This is a genomic window from uncultured Sphingomonas sp. (genome assembly GCF_913776855.1).
Lineage (GTDB): Bacteria > Pseudomonadota > Alphaproteobacteria > Sphingomonadales > Sphingomonadaceae > Sphingomonas.
This window is the reverse complement of the sequence record NZ_CAJYQD010000047.1, coordinates 59,119-74,871: the sequence shown is the minus strand read 5'-3', so window position 1 is coordinate 74,871 and position 15,753 is coordinate 59,119. Positions and strand designations below refer to the sequence as shown.

Here is a 15,753-nt window from a genome sequence, read left to right as displayed (position 1 = left end):
CGACCGGCCGCGCCGGCCGATCCCCCGCGAGGCGCCCGAACGATCAGGCGATACGGGGTGACGGCCGGTGCGGCACGGTCAATCGACTGGAATCGTTATCGGACATGGACCCTGTCTCGGGACGTTGGCGGAAATGAGCGGCCGAAGCCGTCCGGCAGCGCGGATGCGCCTGTCGGACGCGTCGGTCAAGACGGAGAAACATGAAAAAGCCGTCATGTTCACGAGGGAACATGACGGCTTTTCGGGTCGGAAGACCAGGGGCTGATCCATCCGGCTGAAATCGGACGTCATCCTGGCGAAGGCTGGGATCCCCGGTTGCAGCGCGGGACAGGAGCCGCTGGAGGTCCCAGCCTTCGCTGGGGCGACGGTTCCGGTCAGATGGATTCGGCTCCGGTACTGTTTCCTTCGCGGTCACTCCCGCTTTCGCGGGAACGGTGCGCCATGCTGTCGGCCTTATTTCGGCGACAGCACCATCAGCATCTGGCGGCCTTCCATGCGCGGATAAGCTTCGACCTTGGCAATTTCCTGCGTCGCTTCGGCAACCCGCTGCAACACCGCCATGCCGAGCTGGCCATGGCTCAGCTCACGACCACGGAAACGCATCGTGACCTTTACCTTGTCGCCCTCGGTGATGAACTGCTCGACCTTCTTCATCTTCGTATCATAATCATGATCGTCGATGTTCGGACGCATCTTGATCTCCTTGATCTCCTGCGTCTTCTGGGTCTTGCGGGCGAGGTTCGCCTTCTTCTGCGCCTCGTACTTGAACTTGCCCACGTCGAGGAACTTCGCGACCGGCGGGTCGGCGTTCGGCGACACTTCGACCAGATCGAGTCCGACCTCGGCGGCGGCCTCGATGGCGGCGCGCGTGAACATCACACCCAGATTCTCGCCCTCGTGATCGATCACGCGGACCTTCGGGCTCTGGATGAACTCATTGAATCGGGGGCCGTTCATCGGCGGCGGCGCATTCGGGCGACGCATCATGGGCGGACGGATAGGTGCTGCTCCTGTAGTTATCGAAAGTTCTATATAATCAATCTTGCGCGGTTACGAAAGGTTCCGCGCAAGATCGGGGGCAAGTGCCTCCGTCTTCAGCATCGCGACCAGTTCGTCGAGGGCGATGACCTGCTGCCCCTGGCTGCCCAGACGGCGCAGCGCGACGGTGCGTTCTTCCGCCTCGCGCTTGCCTACCACGACCAGCGCCGGAACCTTCGCCAGCGAATGTTCCCGCACCTTGTAGTTGATCTTTTCGTTGCGCAGGTCGGTTTCGACGCGGATTCCCGCCGTTTTAAGCGCGGCCATGACCTCGTTCGCATAGTCGTCGGCGTCGGACACGATCGTTGCGACCACCGCCTGCACCGGCGACAGCCACATCGGCATCCGCCCGGCATGATGCTCGATCAGGATGCCGAGGAAGCGTTCGAACGTCCCGAGGATCGCGCGATGCAGCATCACGGGGCGGTGGCGATTGCCGTCCTCCCCGACATAGGTTGCGTCGAGTCGCTCGGGCAGCACACGGTCCGACTGGATCGTGCCGACCTGCCACGTCCGCCCGATCGCGTCGGTCAGGTGGAATTCCAGCTTGGGCGCATAGAACGCGCCTTCGCCCGGTAGTTCCTCGAACTTGTCCTTGATGTCCTGCGACAGGTTCGACGACAGCACCGCCTCGCGCAGTTCCGCCTCGGCCTTGTCCCACATATCCTCGCTGCCGAAGCGCTTCTCGGGGCGCAGCGCCAGCTTCACGGCGTAATCGGTGAAACCCAGATCCTGATAGACCGAATCGAGCAGTTCGCAGAAGTCGCGGACTTCCTGCACCAGCTGATCCTCGCGGCAGAAGATATGCGCGTCGTCCTGCGTGAACTGGCGCACGCGCATGATGCCGTGCAGCGCGCCATGCGGTTCGTTGCGGTGACAGCAGCCGAACTCCGCCATGCGGATCGGCAGGTCGCGATACGACTTGATCCCCTGGCGAAAGATCAGGACGTGCGCCGGGCAGTTCATCGGCTTCAATGCCATCATATCGGCATCGGCACTGACGATCGCGCCCTCGTCCTCGGTATTGGGGATTTCGTCGGGCACCACGAACATGTTCTCGCGATACTTGCCCCAATGGCCCGATTGTTCCCATTGCCGCGCGTCCATCAGCTGCGGCGTCTTCACTTCCTGATAGTCGTGCGCGTCGAGCCGGCGGCGCATATACGCCTCCAGCTGCCGCCACATCATATAGCCCTTGGGGTGCCAGAAGACCGATCCCTGCGCCTCGGACTGGAGGTGGAACAGGTCCATCTCCGCGCCCAGCTTGCGATGGTCGCGCTTGGCGGCCTCCTCCAGCCGGGTCAGATGCGCGTCGAGCTGCTTCTTCGACAGCCAGCCGGTGCCGTAGATGCGGCTGAGCATCGCGTTCTTCTGGTCGCCGCGCCAATAGGCACCCGACACGCGCGTCAGCTTGAACGCCGCCGGATCGAGCTTGGCGGTCGATTCGAGGTGCGGCCCGCGGCACATGTCGAGCCACTGGCCCTGACGATAGATGGTCAGTTCCTCGCCCTCGGGCAGTTCGGCGGCCCATTCGGCCTTGAACGTCTCGCCCTGCTGGGTCCAGCGGTCGATCAGCTGCTGGCGGGTCACGACCTCGCGCTCGAACTTCTCGCCCTTGGCGATGATCTTGCGCATCTCCGCCTCGATCAGCGGCAGGTCCTCGTCGGTGAACATGCCGCGACCCGGGGCGGGCGCGAAGTCGTAATAGAAGCCGTCCTCGGTCGCCGGGCCGAAGGTGATCTGCGTGCCCGGATAGAGCGTCTGCACCGCTTCGGCGAGAACGTGCGCGAAGTCGTGGCGGTGGAGTTCCAGCGCGTCGGCCTCGTCCTTCGCGGTCACCAGCGCCAGCGACGAATCGCCCTCGAACGGACGGTTCAGGTCACGGACCTGCCCGTCGACCCGCGCGGCGATCGCCGCCTTGCGCAGACCCGGCGAGATCGCGGCGGCGATGTCGGCGGGAGTAGTGCCCGGCATCACCTCACGGACGGCACCGTCGGGAAGGGTGATGCGGAACATTGCGGACATGAAGGAACACCTGAAATGTCGGAGGATAAACGCCCGTCGGTTAGCGGCTGGGCGGGGCAAGGGCAAGGATATGCCGTATCCTGGCGTTACTCCACCGCCGCCCCGGCATCGGTATAGGTGATGCGGATGCGAACCCAGCTGCCGATTAGCGGCCTGCCGCCAACGCGCGGCGGCAGGATGCGGAACTGCCACGCCGCCTGTCGCACCGCTCCGGCCAGCCCCGACCCCCGCGCCGACTGGCCGATCTCGCGGCAATCGGTCACCTGGTTGTTGGGGATCGTGCGGCACGCCACCTCGCCCCAGCCGGGCTGGGCGTGGCGGGGCAGGTAGGTCGACAGTTCGGCATGGGTCGGGCGGCGATACCAGTCGGCGGCGTAAAGCCGCTCCCCGCCACCGCTACCCCCGCCGGCATCGGTGTCCGCATCGCCGTCGCCGCTGTCGCCCGCCGCGTCGCTGCGTCCAGCGCCTTCGCTGGCGCTACGCGTGCCGGGCGTGATCGCGGCGCGCGCGAAGTCGCGGCCGGTCATCGGAATGACCTTCGACCAGACATCGTCGGAGGGCGTGGCGGGCACTGGCGGCGGGGGTGGCACGTCGGGTGGCGGCGCGACGGCGGCGACCGGCGGTGCGGTGCTGGAACTGCCGGCCGCTGCCTTGCGCTGCACCTGTTTCGCGGGCGTGGCTGCGGGAGCGACCCGGTCGGCGGGCAGCATGTCGACCACCAGCGGCGATTTCTCGCCTGGCGGCGGCGACATCATGGTCGGCGCGATGCGCAGCAGCAGCCACAGGATCGCGACATGGATGGCGACCACCAGCGCCAGCGTCGCGATACGGCGCGGCAACGGAACCGGGCGACGCGCCGAAAACCCTTCCTGATACACTGTCGACGCCACGCAACGCCCCTAGCGCAGCCCGCGCGCATACGCGATGGGAAAGACGCGATACCGGCGATGTCGTGGAAATGGAGCGGGTGAAGGGAATCGAACCCTCGTCGTGAGCTTGGGAAGCTCCTGCTCTACCATTGAGCTACACCCGCTTGGGAATGCCGCCCTTACCGAACTGATCCGGCGGGTGCAAGCGGGCGGTGCAACTTCCCATGGGCTGCCACGGTGGCTATCGCAGGTGGCATGACGCATCCGACCGCCCCCGCCGCCGTGCCCGGCACGATCCGCCATGTCGCGATCGTCGGCGCGGGATTTTCCGGCACGCTGCTGGCGATCAACCTGCTGCGCCATGACGGCCCGGCGGCGACGCTGATCGAGCGGGGCGATGCGGCGGGGCTGGGCGTCGCCTATGGCACGCGGCAGAGCGATCACCTGTTGAACGTCCGCGCCGCGAACATGAGCGCCTTTCCCGACCGGCCCGATCATTTCACGGCGTGGCTAAGCGAGCGGGGCGTGGGTGCGGGGGCGACCGATTTCGTGCCGCGCGCGCTGTACGGGGTGTATCTGCGCGAGACGCTGGCGACGGCGCAGGCCGCGGCGCCGGGGCGGCTGACCGTGGTCGACGGCGAGGCGGTCGCGATCGATGGCGCGACGGTCCTGCTGAAGGATGGCGATCGGGTGGATGCCGATGCGGTCGTGCTGGCGGTCGGCAATCTGGCGCCGCAGGTGCCGCCGGGGCTGGGCGGGATCGCGGATCGGCCGGCCTATATGGGCAATCCGTGGGCCGCCGGCGCGACCGAAGGCCTGGGCGATGATGACACGGTACTGCTGATCGGTACCGGGCTGACGATGGTCGACGTCGTGCTGTCGCTGGAGGCGCAGGGGTTTGGCGGGCGGGTCGTCGCGCTGTCGCGGCGCGGGCTGCTGCCGCATCGGCACGCGCCGGCCACGGCGTCCCCGCAACCGCTGGTCGAGCGCCCGCGCCCACCGCTGTCGGCAATTGTCCGATCGGTGCGGACGCGGGGGCAGGCGATCGGCTGGCGCAGCGCGATCGACGAACTGCGGCCGTTTACCCAGGGTATCTGGGCAGCGGCCGATCCGGTCGAGCGCCGCCGCTTCCTGCGCCATTTGCGGCCATGGTGGGACATTCACCGCCACCGCCTGGCCCCCGCCGTTGCCGATCGGGTCGAGGTGATGGTGGCAAGCGGGCAGCTGACGCTGTTGGCGGGGAAGAGCTGCGACGCGCATCAGGCTGATGATGGCGGTGTCGTGGTCGCGTGGCGGCCGCGCGGGGAGGAGGCCCCTCGTCAGCTCCGTGCGACGCGCGTGATCTCGTGCATCGGGCCGCAAGGGGATGTCGCCCGCACCGACGATCCGTTGCTGTCCGCGCTGGTCGGGGAGGGGCGTATCCGTCCCGACAGCGAACATCTGGGCATCGATGTCGAGGTGACCGGGCGCGTGCTGCACGATGACGGGACCAGCGACGACCGGCTGTTCGCGATCGGACCGATGACGCGTGGCGCGTTCTGGGAAATCGTCGCGGTCCCCGATCTGCGGCGACAGGTGTGGGACGTCGCGCGGTACCTGTCCAACGCGCATTGGGTCGGCGGCGAGGGACTGTAACGCCGCATTGGGGCGATCGTAGAAATGCTTCGTTGTGACAGAGAGCCTGCCACCCGAAGTGTTCGCACATGCAAAAATCTCGGAAAATCCTGCCGTCCTTCGGCATTCAGGTCGCGATCGGCATGGCCGCAGGCGTTGCGCTGGGCCTGGTCGCGGCGCGGGCGGGCGGTGCGGACGGAGCGATCGGCACCGCACTGCACACCATCGGCCAGATTTTCGTGCAACTGCTCAAGGTGCTGGTCCCGGCGCTGGTCTTCACCGCCATCGTCGGGTCGATCGCGGCGCTGCGCGACCTGCCCAATGCCGCGCGGCTGGTCGGACAGACCCTGCTGTGGTTCGCCCTCACCGCGCTGATCGCGGTCTCGATCGGTATCGTCCTCGCGCTGACGCTCCAGCCCGGCCTACATAGCGCGGTGCCGATCGCGAGCGCCGCGCAGCCCGCCACCGTGGGCAGCTGGCTCGATTTCCTGAAAGGGCTGGTCCCGGCCAACCTGCTCGGGTTGACCGCATCGACGAAGGTCGCGGACGGCGCAGCGACGACCACGCTCGGCTTCAACATCCTGCAGATCATCGTCGTCGCCATTGCAGTCGGCGCGGCGGCGGTGCGGGTCGGGGCGGCGGGGGAGCCGTTCCTCGCCTTCAACACCTCCGCGTTGATGATCCTGCGGCGGCTGCTGCGCTGGGTGATCGCGCTGACGCCGATCGGGTCGGCGGCGCTGATCGGCGATGCGATCGTCCGCTATGGCTGGGGCACGCTGTCGTCGCTGGGTGCCTTTGCCGCGACGGTGTATATCGGCCTGGGGCTCGTGCTGTTCGTCGTCTATCCGACGCTGCTGATCCTGCACCGCATCCCGCCCTTGTGGTTCTTTCGCCGGGCGTGGCCCGCGATCCAGCTGGGCTTCGTCACCCGCTCCTCGGTCGGTACGCTGCCGGTGACGCAGGAGCGGACCGAACAGGCGCTGGGCGTGCCCGCCGCCTATGCCGCCTTTGCCGTGCCGCTGGGGTCGACGACCAAGATGGACGGCTGCGCCGCGATCTATCCGGCGGTGTCGGCGATCTTCGTCGCGCAGTTCTTCGGCCTGCCGCTGGGGGCTGCCGACTACGCGCTGATCGTGATGGTGTCGGTGCTGGGGTCGGCGGCGACGGCCGGTCTGACCGGCGCGACCGTCATGCTGACGCTGACCCTGACCACGCTCGGCCTGCCGCTGGAGGGGGCGGGGCTGTTGCTGGCGATCGACCCGATCCTCGACATGGGCCGCACCGCCGTCAACGTCGCGGGACAGATGCTGGTGCCGGTGATCGTCGCCAAGCGTGAGGGGCTGCTGGCGGCCCCCGCCGACTACCCGGCGGAGGTTGCGTTAGGGTAGCAGCAGCGACGCGTCGCCATAGGAATAGAAGCGATATTCCTGGGTGATGGCATGGGCATAAGCGGCCAGCATCCGCTCGCGCCCCATCAGCGCCGATACCAGCATGAACAGCGTCGATTTGGGCAGGTGGAAATTGGTCATCAGCCCGTCGATCCCGCGAAAGCGATAGCCGGGCGTGATGAAGATCGCGGTGTCGCCCTCGAACGGCTGCACCTGTCCCTGTGCATCGGTGGCGCTTTCGATCAGGCGCAGGCTGGTGGTGCCGACCGCGATCACCCGGCCGCCGGCGGCGCGCGCCCCGTTCAGTCGGTCGGCGGTCGCCGCATCGATCCGGCCCCATTCGGCGTGCATCTGGTGATCGTCGGTGTCGTCGGCCTTCACCGGCAGGAACGTGCCCGCGCCGACATGCAGCGTCAGCGTGGCATGGCCGATCCCCGCCGCCTCCAGCGCCGCCATCAATTCGGGCGTGAAGTGCAGCGCGGCGGTGGGGGCTGCGACGGCGCCGGCCTCGCGTGCGAACAGCGTCTGGTAATCCTCGGCATCGCGCGCGTCGGCCCCACCGCGCTTCGACGCGATATAGGGCGGCAGCGGCATTCGCCCGGCCCGTTCCAGCAGCAGCTCGACCGGTTCGTCCCCCGCGAAATCCAGCGCGAAGCTGCCGTCCGCGCCCTTGTCGCCAGCGATCGCGGTGACGCCCGCGCCGAAATCGATCGTGTCGCCATCGCGCAGCCGTCGTCCGTTGCGGACGAACGCGCGCCAGCGGCGCGGGCCTTCGCGCTTGTGCAGGGTCGCGCCTATGGTCGCGTCGCCGCGCCGGCCCTCCAGTTGCGCCGGAATGACGCGCGTATCGTTGAAGACCAGCAGGTCGCCGGGCCGCAGGCACGATGGCAGGTCGCGGACGCCCCTGTCGAGCGTCTGGTCACCATCCAGCACCAGCATCCGCGCCGCGTCGCGCGGTGCGGCAGGGCGCAGCGCGATGCGGTCGGTCGGTAGTTCGAAGTCGAACAGGTCGACGTGCATGAGAGAAAGCGGAGCGTTTAGCGGGCGCGGGTCGGCTGCGGGCGCCTGGCCGCCGGTGCGGTCGCGGCGGGCTTGCGCGGCATCGTCGCGGGCAGCGGCGCGACGGCTTCGGGCAGCGCGACCGGGGCTGCGGCCTGATAGGGTGGCGGATTGTCGCTGGCGATATAGGCGTGGACGATGCGCGACGGATTCGCCGGCGGTTCGCCCCGCTCGATCGTGTCGACATATTGCATACCGTCGATCACCCGTCCGAAGACGGTGTATTTCTTGTCCAGCGCCAGCTTGGGCGCCAGCATGATATAGAACTGGCTGTTCGCGCTGTTCTCGTCATTGGCACGCGCCGCCGCGACCGCGCCGCGGACATGGGGGAGGTAGTTGAACTCCTTGTCCACGTTCGGCAGCTTCGACCCGCCGGTGCCGTCGCCGTCGGGATCGCCGCCCTGCGCCATGAACCCGTCGATCACCCGGTGAAAGGTCAGTCCGTCGTAGAACTTGTCGCGGGTCAGCGTCTTGATCCGCGCGACCATCTTCGGCGCGACATCGGGACGCAGCCAGATCGTCACCCGCCCGCCGGTCGACAGGTCGAGGATCCACAGGTTGCGGGTGTCGGTGGTCGACGGCGGCGGTTCGCGGCCGGGCACGTCGATGACCTGTGCCAGCGCGGGCAGGGCAAGGAACGAGGCGATGACAGCGAGCAAAAGGGCAAGACGACGCATGAACTTCCCGAAACGCGCGAGGAAACCAAAAGGCATGAGGCGAGCCGCATAGACCATGTGATCGCTTGCGCCAATCTGAACATGACACATGCCGTCGGGGCGAAAAGGGCAAAAGGGATTGGCAAACGACCGAACGCGCGGCTATCACCCGTGCGACTGGACGGAAAACCGATCGGTCCGGCGTCGCTTCCACGAAGGCGACCGGAGAGGGGCAGGGCGCGAAATGCGCCCGACGACAAGGGCTGTTGAATGGCGACTGACGAAGATCAGCACGTACCCGCAGGCGGCGCGACTGCGCTCGACGGCGGGCCGGATAATCCCCGCAGGCGCGACTATCTGTCGATCGGCGCGGTGGCATTCGCCGGGGTCGGCGCAGGCGTGATCGCGCTGCCGCTCATCAACCAGATGTCGCCTGCCGCCGATACGCTGGCGCTGTCCACGACCGAAATCGACCTGTCGGCGATCGAGCCGGGACAGGCGATCAAGGCAACGTTCCGCAAACAGCCGCTGTTCGTGCGCAACCTGACGCCGAAGGAAATCGCCGAGGCGAATGCCGTGCCGGTCAGCACGCTGCGCGATCCGCAGACGCTGGAGGAGCGCACCAAGACGGGCAAAAACAACTGGCTCATCACGCTGGGCGTCTGCACGCACCTTGGCTGCGTGCCGCTGGGCGCGGGCGAGGGTGAGAACAAGGGGCCGTACGGCGGTTATTTCTGCCCGTGCCACGGGTCGGCCTACGACACCGCCGGGCGTATCCGCTCCGGTCCTGCGCCGCAGAACCTGCACGTTCCCGAATACGCATTCACGTCCGACACCGTCGTGACGGTCGGCTGAGGAGAGAGTCATGAGCTTCCCCTGGGCCAAGCATTACGAACCGAAACAGCCGCTGATGCGGTGGCTGGACGAGAAGCTGCCGCTTCCCCGGTTGGTCTATAACGCCGTCGGCGCCGGTTATCCGGTACCGCGCAACCTCAACTATTTCTGGAACTTCGGCGTGCTCGCCGGGGCCGCGCTCGCGGTGCAGATCATCACCGGCATCGTGCTGGCGATGCATTATGCCGCGAACGGTGCGGTCGCGTTCGATTCGGTCGAACGCATCATGCGCGACGTGCCGTCGGGCTGGTTCATCCGCTATGCCCACGCGAACGGTGCGTCGATGTTCTTCATCGTCGTCTATACGCATATCGCCCGCGGCATCTATTACGGGTCGTACAAGGCGCCGCGCGAGATGGTATGGCTGCTGGGCGTCGTCATCTTCCTGCTGATGATGGCGACCGCGTTCATGGGCTATGTGCTTCCCTGGGGGCAGATGAGCTTCTGGGGCGCGCAGGTCATTACCGGCTTCTTCTCGGCGATACCGGGCGTGGGCGAGACGATCCGCGTGTGGCTGCTGGGCGGTTATGCGCCGGACAATGCCGCGCTCAACCGCTTCTTCTCGCTCCACTATCTGCTGCCGTTCGTGATCGCGGGCGTGATCGTCCTGCATATCTGGGCGTTGCATATTCCCGGCTCGAACAACCCGACCGGCGTGGAAGTGAAGGGGCCGCAGGATACCGTGCCCTTCCACCCCTATTACACCGCCAAGGACGGCGCCGGGCTGGGCGTGTTCCTGATCGTGTTCGCCGCGCTGATCTTCTTTGCGCCGAACCTGCTGGGCCACCCGGACAACTACATCCCGGCCAACCCGCTCTCGACGCCGGCGCACATCGTGCCCGAATGGTATTTCCTGCCCTTCTACGCGATCCTGAAGGCGTTCACCGTCGACTTCATTTTTCCGGCGAAGCTGTGGGGCGTGCTGGCGATGTTCGGCTCGATCCTGCTGCTGTTCTTCCTGCCGTGGCTCGACAAGTCGCCGGTCAAGTCGGCCAATTATCGTCCGACCTATCGCATCTTCCTGGTCGTGCTGCTCGTCGACGTGCTGGTGCTCGGCTATCTCGGCGGGGCGGAGGCGACGCCGATCACGGTACTGCTCAGCCAGATCGCGGCGGGATATTATTTCGCGCACTTCCTGGTCGTGCTGCCGATCGTGTCGGCGATGGAGCGTCCGCGTCCCCTGCCCAATTCGATCACCGAAGCGGTGCTGAAGGGCGAGGGCGGCACGTCGCCCGCGCAGAGCGCCGCCCATGGTCACGCCACCCCGGCCGCGGCCGAGTAAGGGAACAACGATGCTCTCCTTCGCTTCCCGCTTTCTCGCCCGCAACCTGAACCTCGTCGTCGGGGCAGGCTTCCTGTTCGCGCTGCTGCTCGGCATCTTCTCGACCGTCGGCGGCATGATCAACGACACGCCGGTGCATTCCGCCGAGCATGAATTCCACATCAAGGACCGGCGCGATGCCGGGCTGCAGTCGGCGGGCCTGTTCGGTACGTTCGACAAGCGGCAGCTGCAGCGCGGGTTCCAGGTCTACAAGGAAGTCTGCTCGGCCTGTCATTCGATCCGGCTGGTGTCGTTCCGCGATCTGCAACAGCTTGGCTATGACGAAGGTCAGGTGAAGACGATCGCCAGCGACTGGCAGATCGAACAGCCGAGCGTGAACCCGGAGACGGGCGAACCGGCGACGCGCAAGAACCTGCCGTCGGACCGCTTCCCGCTGGTGTTCGCCAACGATGTCGCCGCGCGTGCCGCCAACAACAATGCGGTGCCGCCCGACCTGTCGCTGATGACCAAGGCGCGCGACGATGGCCCGGACTATGTCTATTCGCTGCTGACCGGCTATCGTGACCAGCCAGCGGAACTGCTCAAGAAGTTCCCCGATGCGAAGACGCCGAACGGGCTGCACTACAACCCCTATTTCGCCACGCTGAACCTCGCCATGGCGCCGCCGCTGACGGCGGACGATCAGGTCCAGTATCAGGACGGCACCCGCGCGACCAAGGATCAGATGGCGAAGGACATCGCGGCGTTCCTGACGTGGACCGCCGAACCGAACCTGGAATCGCGTCACGCGGCGGGTGCGGCGGCGGTGATCTTCCTGCTGATCTTCACTGCGCTGGCGTTCGGTGCCTATCGCAACATCTGGCGGGACATGAAGCATTGAGTAGCGCGGATGGCGTCGGACGACATGAGATCGCCCGGCGCATCCGTACCATTCCGGATTTCCCGAAACCCGGCATCCAGTTCCGGGACATCACGACGCTGATCCTCGATCCGGAGGGGCTGCGGCTGGCGGTGCAGGGCATGGTCGATGCGGTGCAGGGACCGATCGAGCTGGTTGCCGGGATCGAGGCGCGCGGTTTCGTCTTCGCTCCCGCCGTCGCGCTGGCGCTGGGTGCCGGCGTGCTGTTGATCCGCAAGGACGGCAAGCTGCCGGGCGCGACCATCGCTGAGGATTATGCGCTCGAATACGGCACCGACCGGATCGTGATCCACGCTGATGCCTGTGCCCCCGGCGCGCGCGTCCTGCTGGTCGACGACCTGATCGCGACCGGCGGCACGGCCCGCGCGGCGGTGCGGTTGCTGCGCAAGGCGGGCGCCACGGTCGAACAGGCTGTCTTCGCGATCGACCTGCCCGATCTGGGCGGTGCCGATGCGTTACGGGCCGACGGGATCGCGGTTTCCGCGTTGGTGGGGTTTTCAGGGCATTGATCGGCACAGGGCGTAACAAGCTCTGCCATTATTGCGCTGGAAATCCTGCGGGCGATTGTCTGAGGCTGAGGAGTTGCCGGGAAGGCGCCTCGCCGGACCCGTGCCGCCCAAGATCGGTCGCCTTTGCTGGGCCGATCGCATGATCGCCCTGACCTTGTTCGCTGCGGCGACCCTTTCCGTACCGGAAGAGCCGCTGGCAGGACAGTTACGCGCGGCCATCTGGGACGATTTGCAGCGCAATGCGATCATCGGCAATGGCAACCGAGTGGCCGCGTCGTGGTACGAGGCAGGGGGAAGCGAAAGCCCGGCGCCCCGGCTACACATTCAAGCGCTGGATTGTGCCAAGGCTCGCGCGGGCCAGCGTTGTTCGTTCATCCTGTGGCGCGAGGGAGGACCGCGACGGGTTCGGGGCGAGGTTGCGCCCGATCGAATATCCTGCCGGGCGCAATTCGTTCGCGGGCAGGATCTCGGCAATTGGAGCGTGCGGCACTGGCCGCCCCGGCGCGTTGGCCATAGCCGGACAGATATGCGCTGTCGGGTCGTGACCGTGACTTGATTCCAACCATTCCCGCGCGAAGGCAGCGCCAACATATCAGCGGTTTTCGAAGGTAGATCGGGCGACCTGAGAAAGCATCCATTCAGCCGGCGTGGCGGATGGTGCCGCATGGACAGGAACCGGCGGTCGCTACCGACCGTTGTTTCCCATCACCATCATGATCGGCGCCGCGCCCAGGCTCGTCGCCTGCGGGAGCAGACCCATGTTTTATCGGCTACGCGCGATCCTGTTGACCCTTGCGGCGGGGGCGGGCGTATCCGCCTGTGCCTATGGCGATTATGGCTATGGTGGCGTCAATGTCGGCTATGCCTCGCCCGGCTATTATGGCGGGGGCTATGGCGGCTATTATGACAATTATGCCGGCGGCTTCGGCGATCCCTACTGGGGTTGGTTCGGCGATTATTATTATCCGGGCACCGGCTATTATGTCTACGACCGCTATCGCCGGCCGTTCCGGTGGAACGATCGCCAGCGCTATTATTGGCAGCAGCGGCGCGACCGGTGGCGTGGTGACTGGGGTGGCGGCCGGCCGCGCTGGGACAATTGGGATCGGCCGGGCTGGAACGGTCAGCGCCCCGGTTTCGACAATCGGCCAGGCTTTCAGAACGTCCCACGCGGCAGCAGCCAGTCGCCAATTCCCCGTCGTCCCGATGGCTGGCGCGGCGATCGCCGTCCGGGCTTCGACGATCGGCGCGGGTTCGAGAATGTCCCGCGCGATCGTGGACGGCCCGGCGGCTGGCGAGGTCGATCGGACGCCGCACCGGGTGCCCCGGATGGCCGCCCCGGTTTCGATGGTCGCCTCGGCTTCCGCAACGTGCCGCGTGGCAGCAGCCAGTCGGCCATGCCATCCCGCGAAGGGCCGCCGGCCGGTGCCGCGCGCGGCTTTGAGCGGCCCGAGGGCATTCGTCCTGGTGGCGGTCGCTTCCGCGGCCCGGAAGGGCGCGGGTCGGGACGTCGGACGCCCCGGTCGGAATGATCGTCCGGTCAGGTTGCGGGCGCGGCCGCGCGGGTTGCGATCAGCGCTTGTGAGATGAAGGTCATCACGACCTGATCGTCCTGGTTGCGGACAGTCACCCGGCTGGCGACGCTGCCCATTTCGGGGCGGCTGGACGAGGGTCGGGTCGACAGCACCTCGGTTTCGCAGTGCAGGGTATCGCCCGGATATACCGGCCGCCGCCACCGCAGCTCGTCGATCCCCGCCGCGCCCAGGCTGGCGACGGGATCGATCCGCCATTGTTCGACCAGCATCGCCATCGTCATCGCGCAGCTATGCCACCCGCTGGCCGCCAGCCGACCGAAATGCGTTTGCGCTGCGGCCTCGTCGGACAAGTGGAACGGTTGCGGGTCATATTGCCGGGCAAAATCGATCACCGCCTCTCGCGAAACGGGGTAGGAACCGAAGCGGGCGGTGTCGCCGACGGCGATGTCTTCGAAATAGCGCATAGGACCAGTTTCATACCGAAACCTGCTGGCTGCAAGCCTTGAGCGGGCAGGTGGCTGAATTTTTCCCCAGGCATCACGGTTCGGGCCGGGGGTGTCGGTTGCCCACCCGTCCCACGATAGCAGCAGGTGTCATGCGGCTGCGATCGTGGCGGCAACGGTCGGGGTCCGGAAACCCGTGACGGTATCCCCGCGACGCCCCGGTTCAGGCGTATCGCTATCCAGCCGATCCCATAGGCCAAGCAGCGGAATCCGATCGATCGCGTTCCGCGCAGGCCGAGGCAGGTCGCTACGCCCCTCCTTTGAATCCGTCTTATCGCAGCGCGGCTGCGCCAATCCCGGCGTCGCCGTCCAATGTCGGGTCTGGCGCAATACCCAGCATCCGGCGCAGCAGCGGGTGGATCGCGGTGTTGCGGAAGGAGGGCAGCTTCACACCCGTACGGAACGCCGGCCCGTTCGCCACGAACATCGCCTGCATCTCCGGCGCGGCGTCGTCATAGCCATGCGCGCCGCCGGTTACCGGCCGGGTGGGGGCGGATGGTGCGATCGTCCAACCGATCTCGGCAAGACACAGGAAAGCCGCGACGCGCGGATTGGTGCCGTAGCGCAGGCGCGCCGGGATCGCGGCCTTGGGCCAGCATTGCATGTGCGGATGCGGCCTGGCGAGTGCAGCGGCCAAGGCGCGTTCCTGGCCCGGTGTGGAATCGATCGCGGCATAGGGGCCGGTTTCGATCAGGCGATAGCTGCCGGTCGGGATCACGCGGTCGAGGGCGATGACGCGGTCGGTGGCGATCGCCGCCATGCCATGGTCGGCGACGACGATCAGGTCCGCCGGTTGCCCCAGCGTCGCCAGTTCGCGCTGCAAGCGACCGATCGCGGCATCGACATGCGTCATCGCGGCGCGCGTTTCCGCCCCTTGCGGGCCATGTTCATGTCCGGCGGCATCTACGTCATCGAAATACAGGGTGACGAAGCGCGGGCGGGTCGCGGCGGGGCGGCGCAGCCAGTCGATCACCGCATCGACGCGCTGGTTCGCATCGATCGCCTGATTGAATGCCTGCCAGTCGGACGCATGGGCACCGCCGGCATAGACGCCGTGGTCGGGCTTGCCGCTGCCGCCCCAGGCGACCTCGCTACCCGGCCAGAACATCGTCGCGCTGCGGATGCCAGCCTGTTCGGCGGCGATCCAGATCGGTTTGGCGGTGTTCCACCAGAACGGATCGGTGGTTTCCATGGTGAAGGTTTCGCCGGGGCGGGCGGCGTCCTCCATCTTGTTGCCGACGATGCCGCTCTTGTCGGGACGGACGCCGGTCGCGATCGTCCAGAAATTGGGGAAGGTCTTGGTCGGAAAGGAGGGCTGCATCGACGCGGAAACGCCATCCGCCGCCAGCCGCGACAAGGTCGGCGTGACCGCAGGCGACAGATAGTCCGGTCGCGCGCCATCGATCCCGATCAGGATCGTGACCGGCGTACGCGTTTTGACGGCCGCCATGGGCGACCGGAC

At 66.9% G+C, this 15,753-nt stretch carries 15 protein-coding genes and 1 tRNA gene; 8 read left to right on the top strand and 8 right to left on the bottom strand.

What is annotated here, in order from left to right:
- Positions 1-453: 453 nt before the first annotated feature.
- The 4 genes from infC to QZ755_RS14710 all read right to left on the bottom strand — a co-directional run bounded on the left by infC (position 454) and on the right by QZ755_RS14710 (position 4,096).
- A complete protein-coding gene (gene infC / locus QZ755_RS14725) occupies positions 454-987 on the bottom strand; it encodes a translation initiation factor IF-3 (protein ID WP_294324300.1) in 534 nt (177 codons plus the stop codon).
- Between the two features lie 63 nt (positions 988-1,050).
- Complete coding sequence (gene thrS, locus QZ755_RS14720) at positions 1,051-3,063, bottom strand: threonine--tRNA ligase (protein WP_294324296.1); 2,013 nt, start codon at positions 3,061-3,063, stop codon at positions 1,051-1,053.
- An 86-nt stretch (positions 3,064-3,149) separates the two neighbouring features.
- Entirely contained in the window at positions 3,150-3,953 is an 804-nt protein-coding gene (locus tag QZ755_RS14715; RefSeq protein ID WP_294324294.1) for a hypothetical protein, read from the bottom strand.
- 69 nt (positions 3,954-4,022) lie between these two features.
- Positions 4,023-4,096: transfer RNA gene (locus tag QZ755_RS14710), tRNA-Gly, on the bottom strand.
- Between the two features lie 91 nt (positions 4,097-4,187).
- On the opposite strand from QZ755_RS14710, the gene QZ755_RS14705 reads away from it, so the two are divergent.
- Together QZ755_RS14705 and QZ755_RS14700 are read left to right on the top strand one after the other, a co-directional pair.
- The gene (locus QZ755_RS14705; RefSeq protein WP_294324292.1) at positions 4,188-5,567 is read left to right on the top strand and encodes an FAD/NAD(P)-binding protein; all 1,380 of its coding nucleotides are present in this window, start codon (positions 4,188-4,190) and stop codon (positions 5,565-5,567) included.
- Between the two features lie 68 nt (positions 5,568-5,635).
- Positions 5,636-6,934: a dicarboxylate/amino acid:cation symporter gene (locus QZ755_RS14700; RefSeq protein ID WP_294324290.1), complete on the top strand. Its 1,299-nt coding sequence runs from the start codon at positions 5,636-5,638 to the stop codon at positions 6,932-6,934.
- On the opposite strand, the gene queA is transcribed toward QZ755_RS14700, so the two are convergent.
- Both queA and QZ755_RS14690 read right to left on the bottom strand, forming a co-directional pair.
- Positions 6,926-7,954, bottom strand: a complete 1,029-nt coding sequence (gene queA, locus QZ755_RS14695; protein ID WP_294324288.1) for a tRNA preQ1(34) S-adenosylmethionine ribosyltransferase-isomerase QueA — start codon at positions 7,952-7,954, stop codon at positions 6,926-6,928. The genes QZ755_RS14700 and queA overlap by 9 nt on opposite strands.
- A gap of 17 nt (positions 7,955-7,971) precedes the next feature.
- Positions 7,972-8,670 (bottom strand): peptidylprolyl isomerase, encoded by a 699-nt coding sequence (locus QZ755_RS14690; RefSeq protein ID WP_294324285.1) that lies wholly within the window; start codon positions 8,668-8,670, stop codon positions 7,972-7,974.
- Positions 8,671-8,919: 249 nt separating this feature from the next.
- Here QZ755_RS14690 and petA point away from each other — a divergent pair, with 249 nt between their 5' ends.
- The 6 genes from petA to QZ755_RS14660 all read left to right on the top strand — a co-directional run bounded on the left by petA (position 8,920) and on the right by QZ755_RS14660 (position 13,785).
- Positions 8,920-9,504, top strand: a complete 585-nt coding sequence (petA, locus tag QZ755_RS14685; RefSeq protein WP_294324282.1) for a ubiquinol-cytochrome c reductase iron-sulfur subunit — start codon at positions 8,920-8,922, stop codon at positions 9,502-9,504.
- 10 nt (positions 9,505-9,514) lie between these two features.
- The gene (locus QZ755_RS14680; protein ID WP_294324278.1) at positions 9,515-10,825 is read left to right on the top strand and encodes a cytochrome b/b6; all 1,311 of its coding nucleotides are present in this window, start codon (positions 9,515-9,517) and stop codon (positions 10,823-10,825) included.
- A 10-nt stretch (positions 10,826-10,835) separates the two neighbouring features.
- Positions 10,836-11,705, top strand: coding sequence for a cytochrome c1 (locus QZ755_RS14675; protein WP_294324275.1), 870 nt, complete (start codon positions 10,836-10,838; stop codon positions 11,703-11,705).
- Positions 11,702-12,253 (top strand): adenine phosphoribosyltransferase, encoded by a 552-nt coding sequence (locus tag QZ755_RS14670; protein ID WP_294324273.1) that lies wholly within the window; start codon positions 11,702-11,704, stop codon positions 12,251-12,253. Before QZ755_RS14675 ends, QZ755_RS14670 begins: the two co-directional genes overlap by 4 nt.
- A gap of 139 nt (positions 12,254-12,392) precedes the next feature.
- Positions 12,393-12,809, top strand: a complete 417-nt coding sequence (locus tag QZ755_RS14665; RefSeq protein ID WP_294324269.1) for a hypothetical protein — start codon at positions 12,393-12,395, stop codon at positions 12,807-12,809.
- A gap of 202 nt (positions 12,810-13,011) precedes the next feature.
- Positions 13,012-13,785, top strand: coding sequence for a hypothetical protein (locus tag QZ755_RS14660; RefSeq protein ID WP_294324267.1), 774 nt, complete (start codon positions 13,012-13,014; stop codon positions 13,783-13,785).
- An 8-nt stretch (positions 13,786-13,793) separates the two neighbouring features.
- Here the strand turns inward: QZ755_RS14660 and QZ755_RS14655 are convergent, their stop codons facing one another.
- Together QZ755_RS14655 and QZ755_RS14650 are read right to left on the bottom strand one after the other, a co-directional pair.
- Positions 13,794-14,252: a MaoC family dehydratase gene (locus tag QZ755_RS14655; protein ID WP_294324263.1), complete on the bottom strand. Its 459-nt coding sequence runs from the start codon at positions 14,250-14,252 to the stop codon at positions 13,794-13,796.
- A 310-nt stretch (positions 14,253-14,562) separates the two neighbouring features.
- Entirely contained in the window at positions 14,563-15,741 is a 1,179-nt protein-coding gene (locus QZ755_RS14650) for an ectonucleotide pyrophosphatase/phosphodiesterase (RefSeq protein WP_294324260.1), read from the bottom strand.
- Positions 15,742-15,753 lie beyond the last annotated feature (12 nt).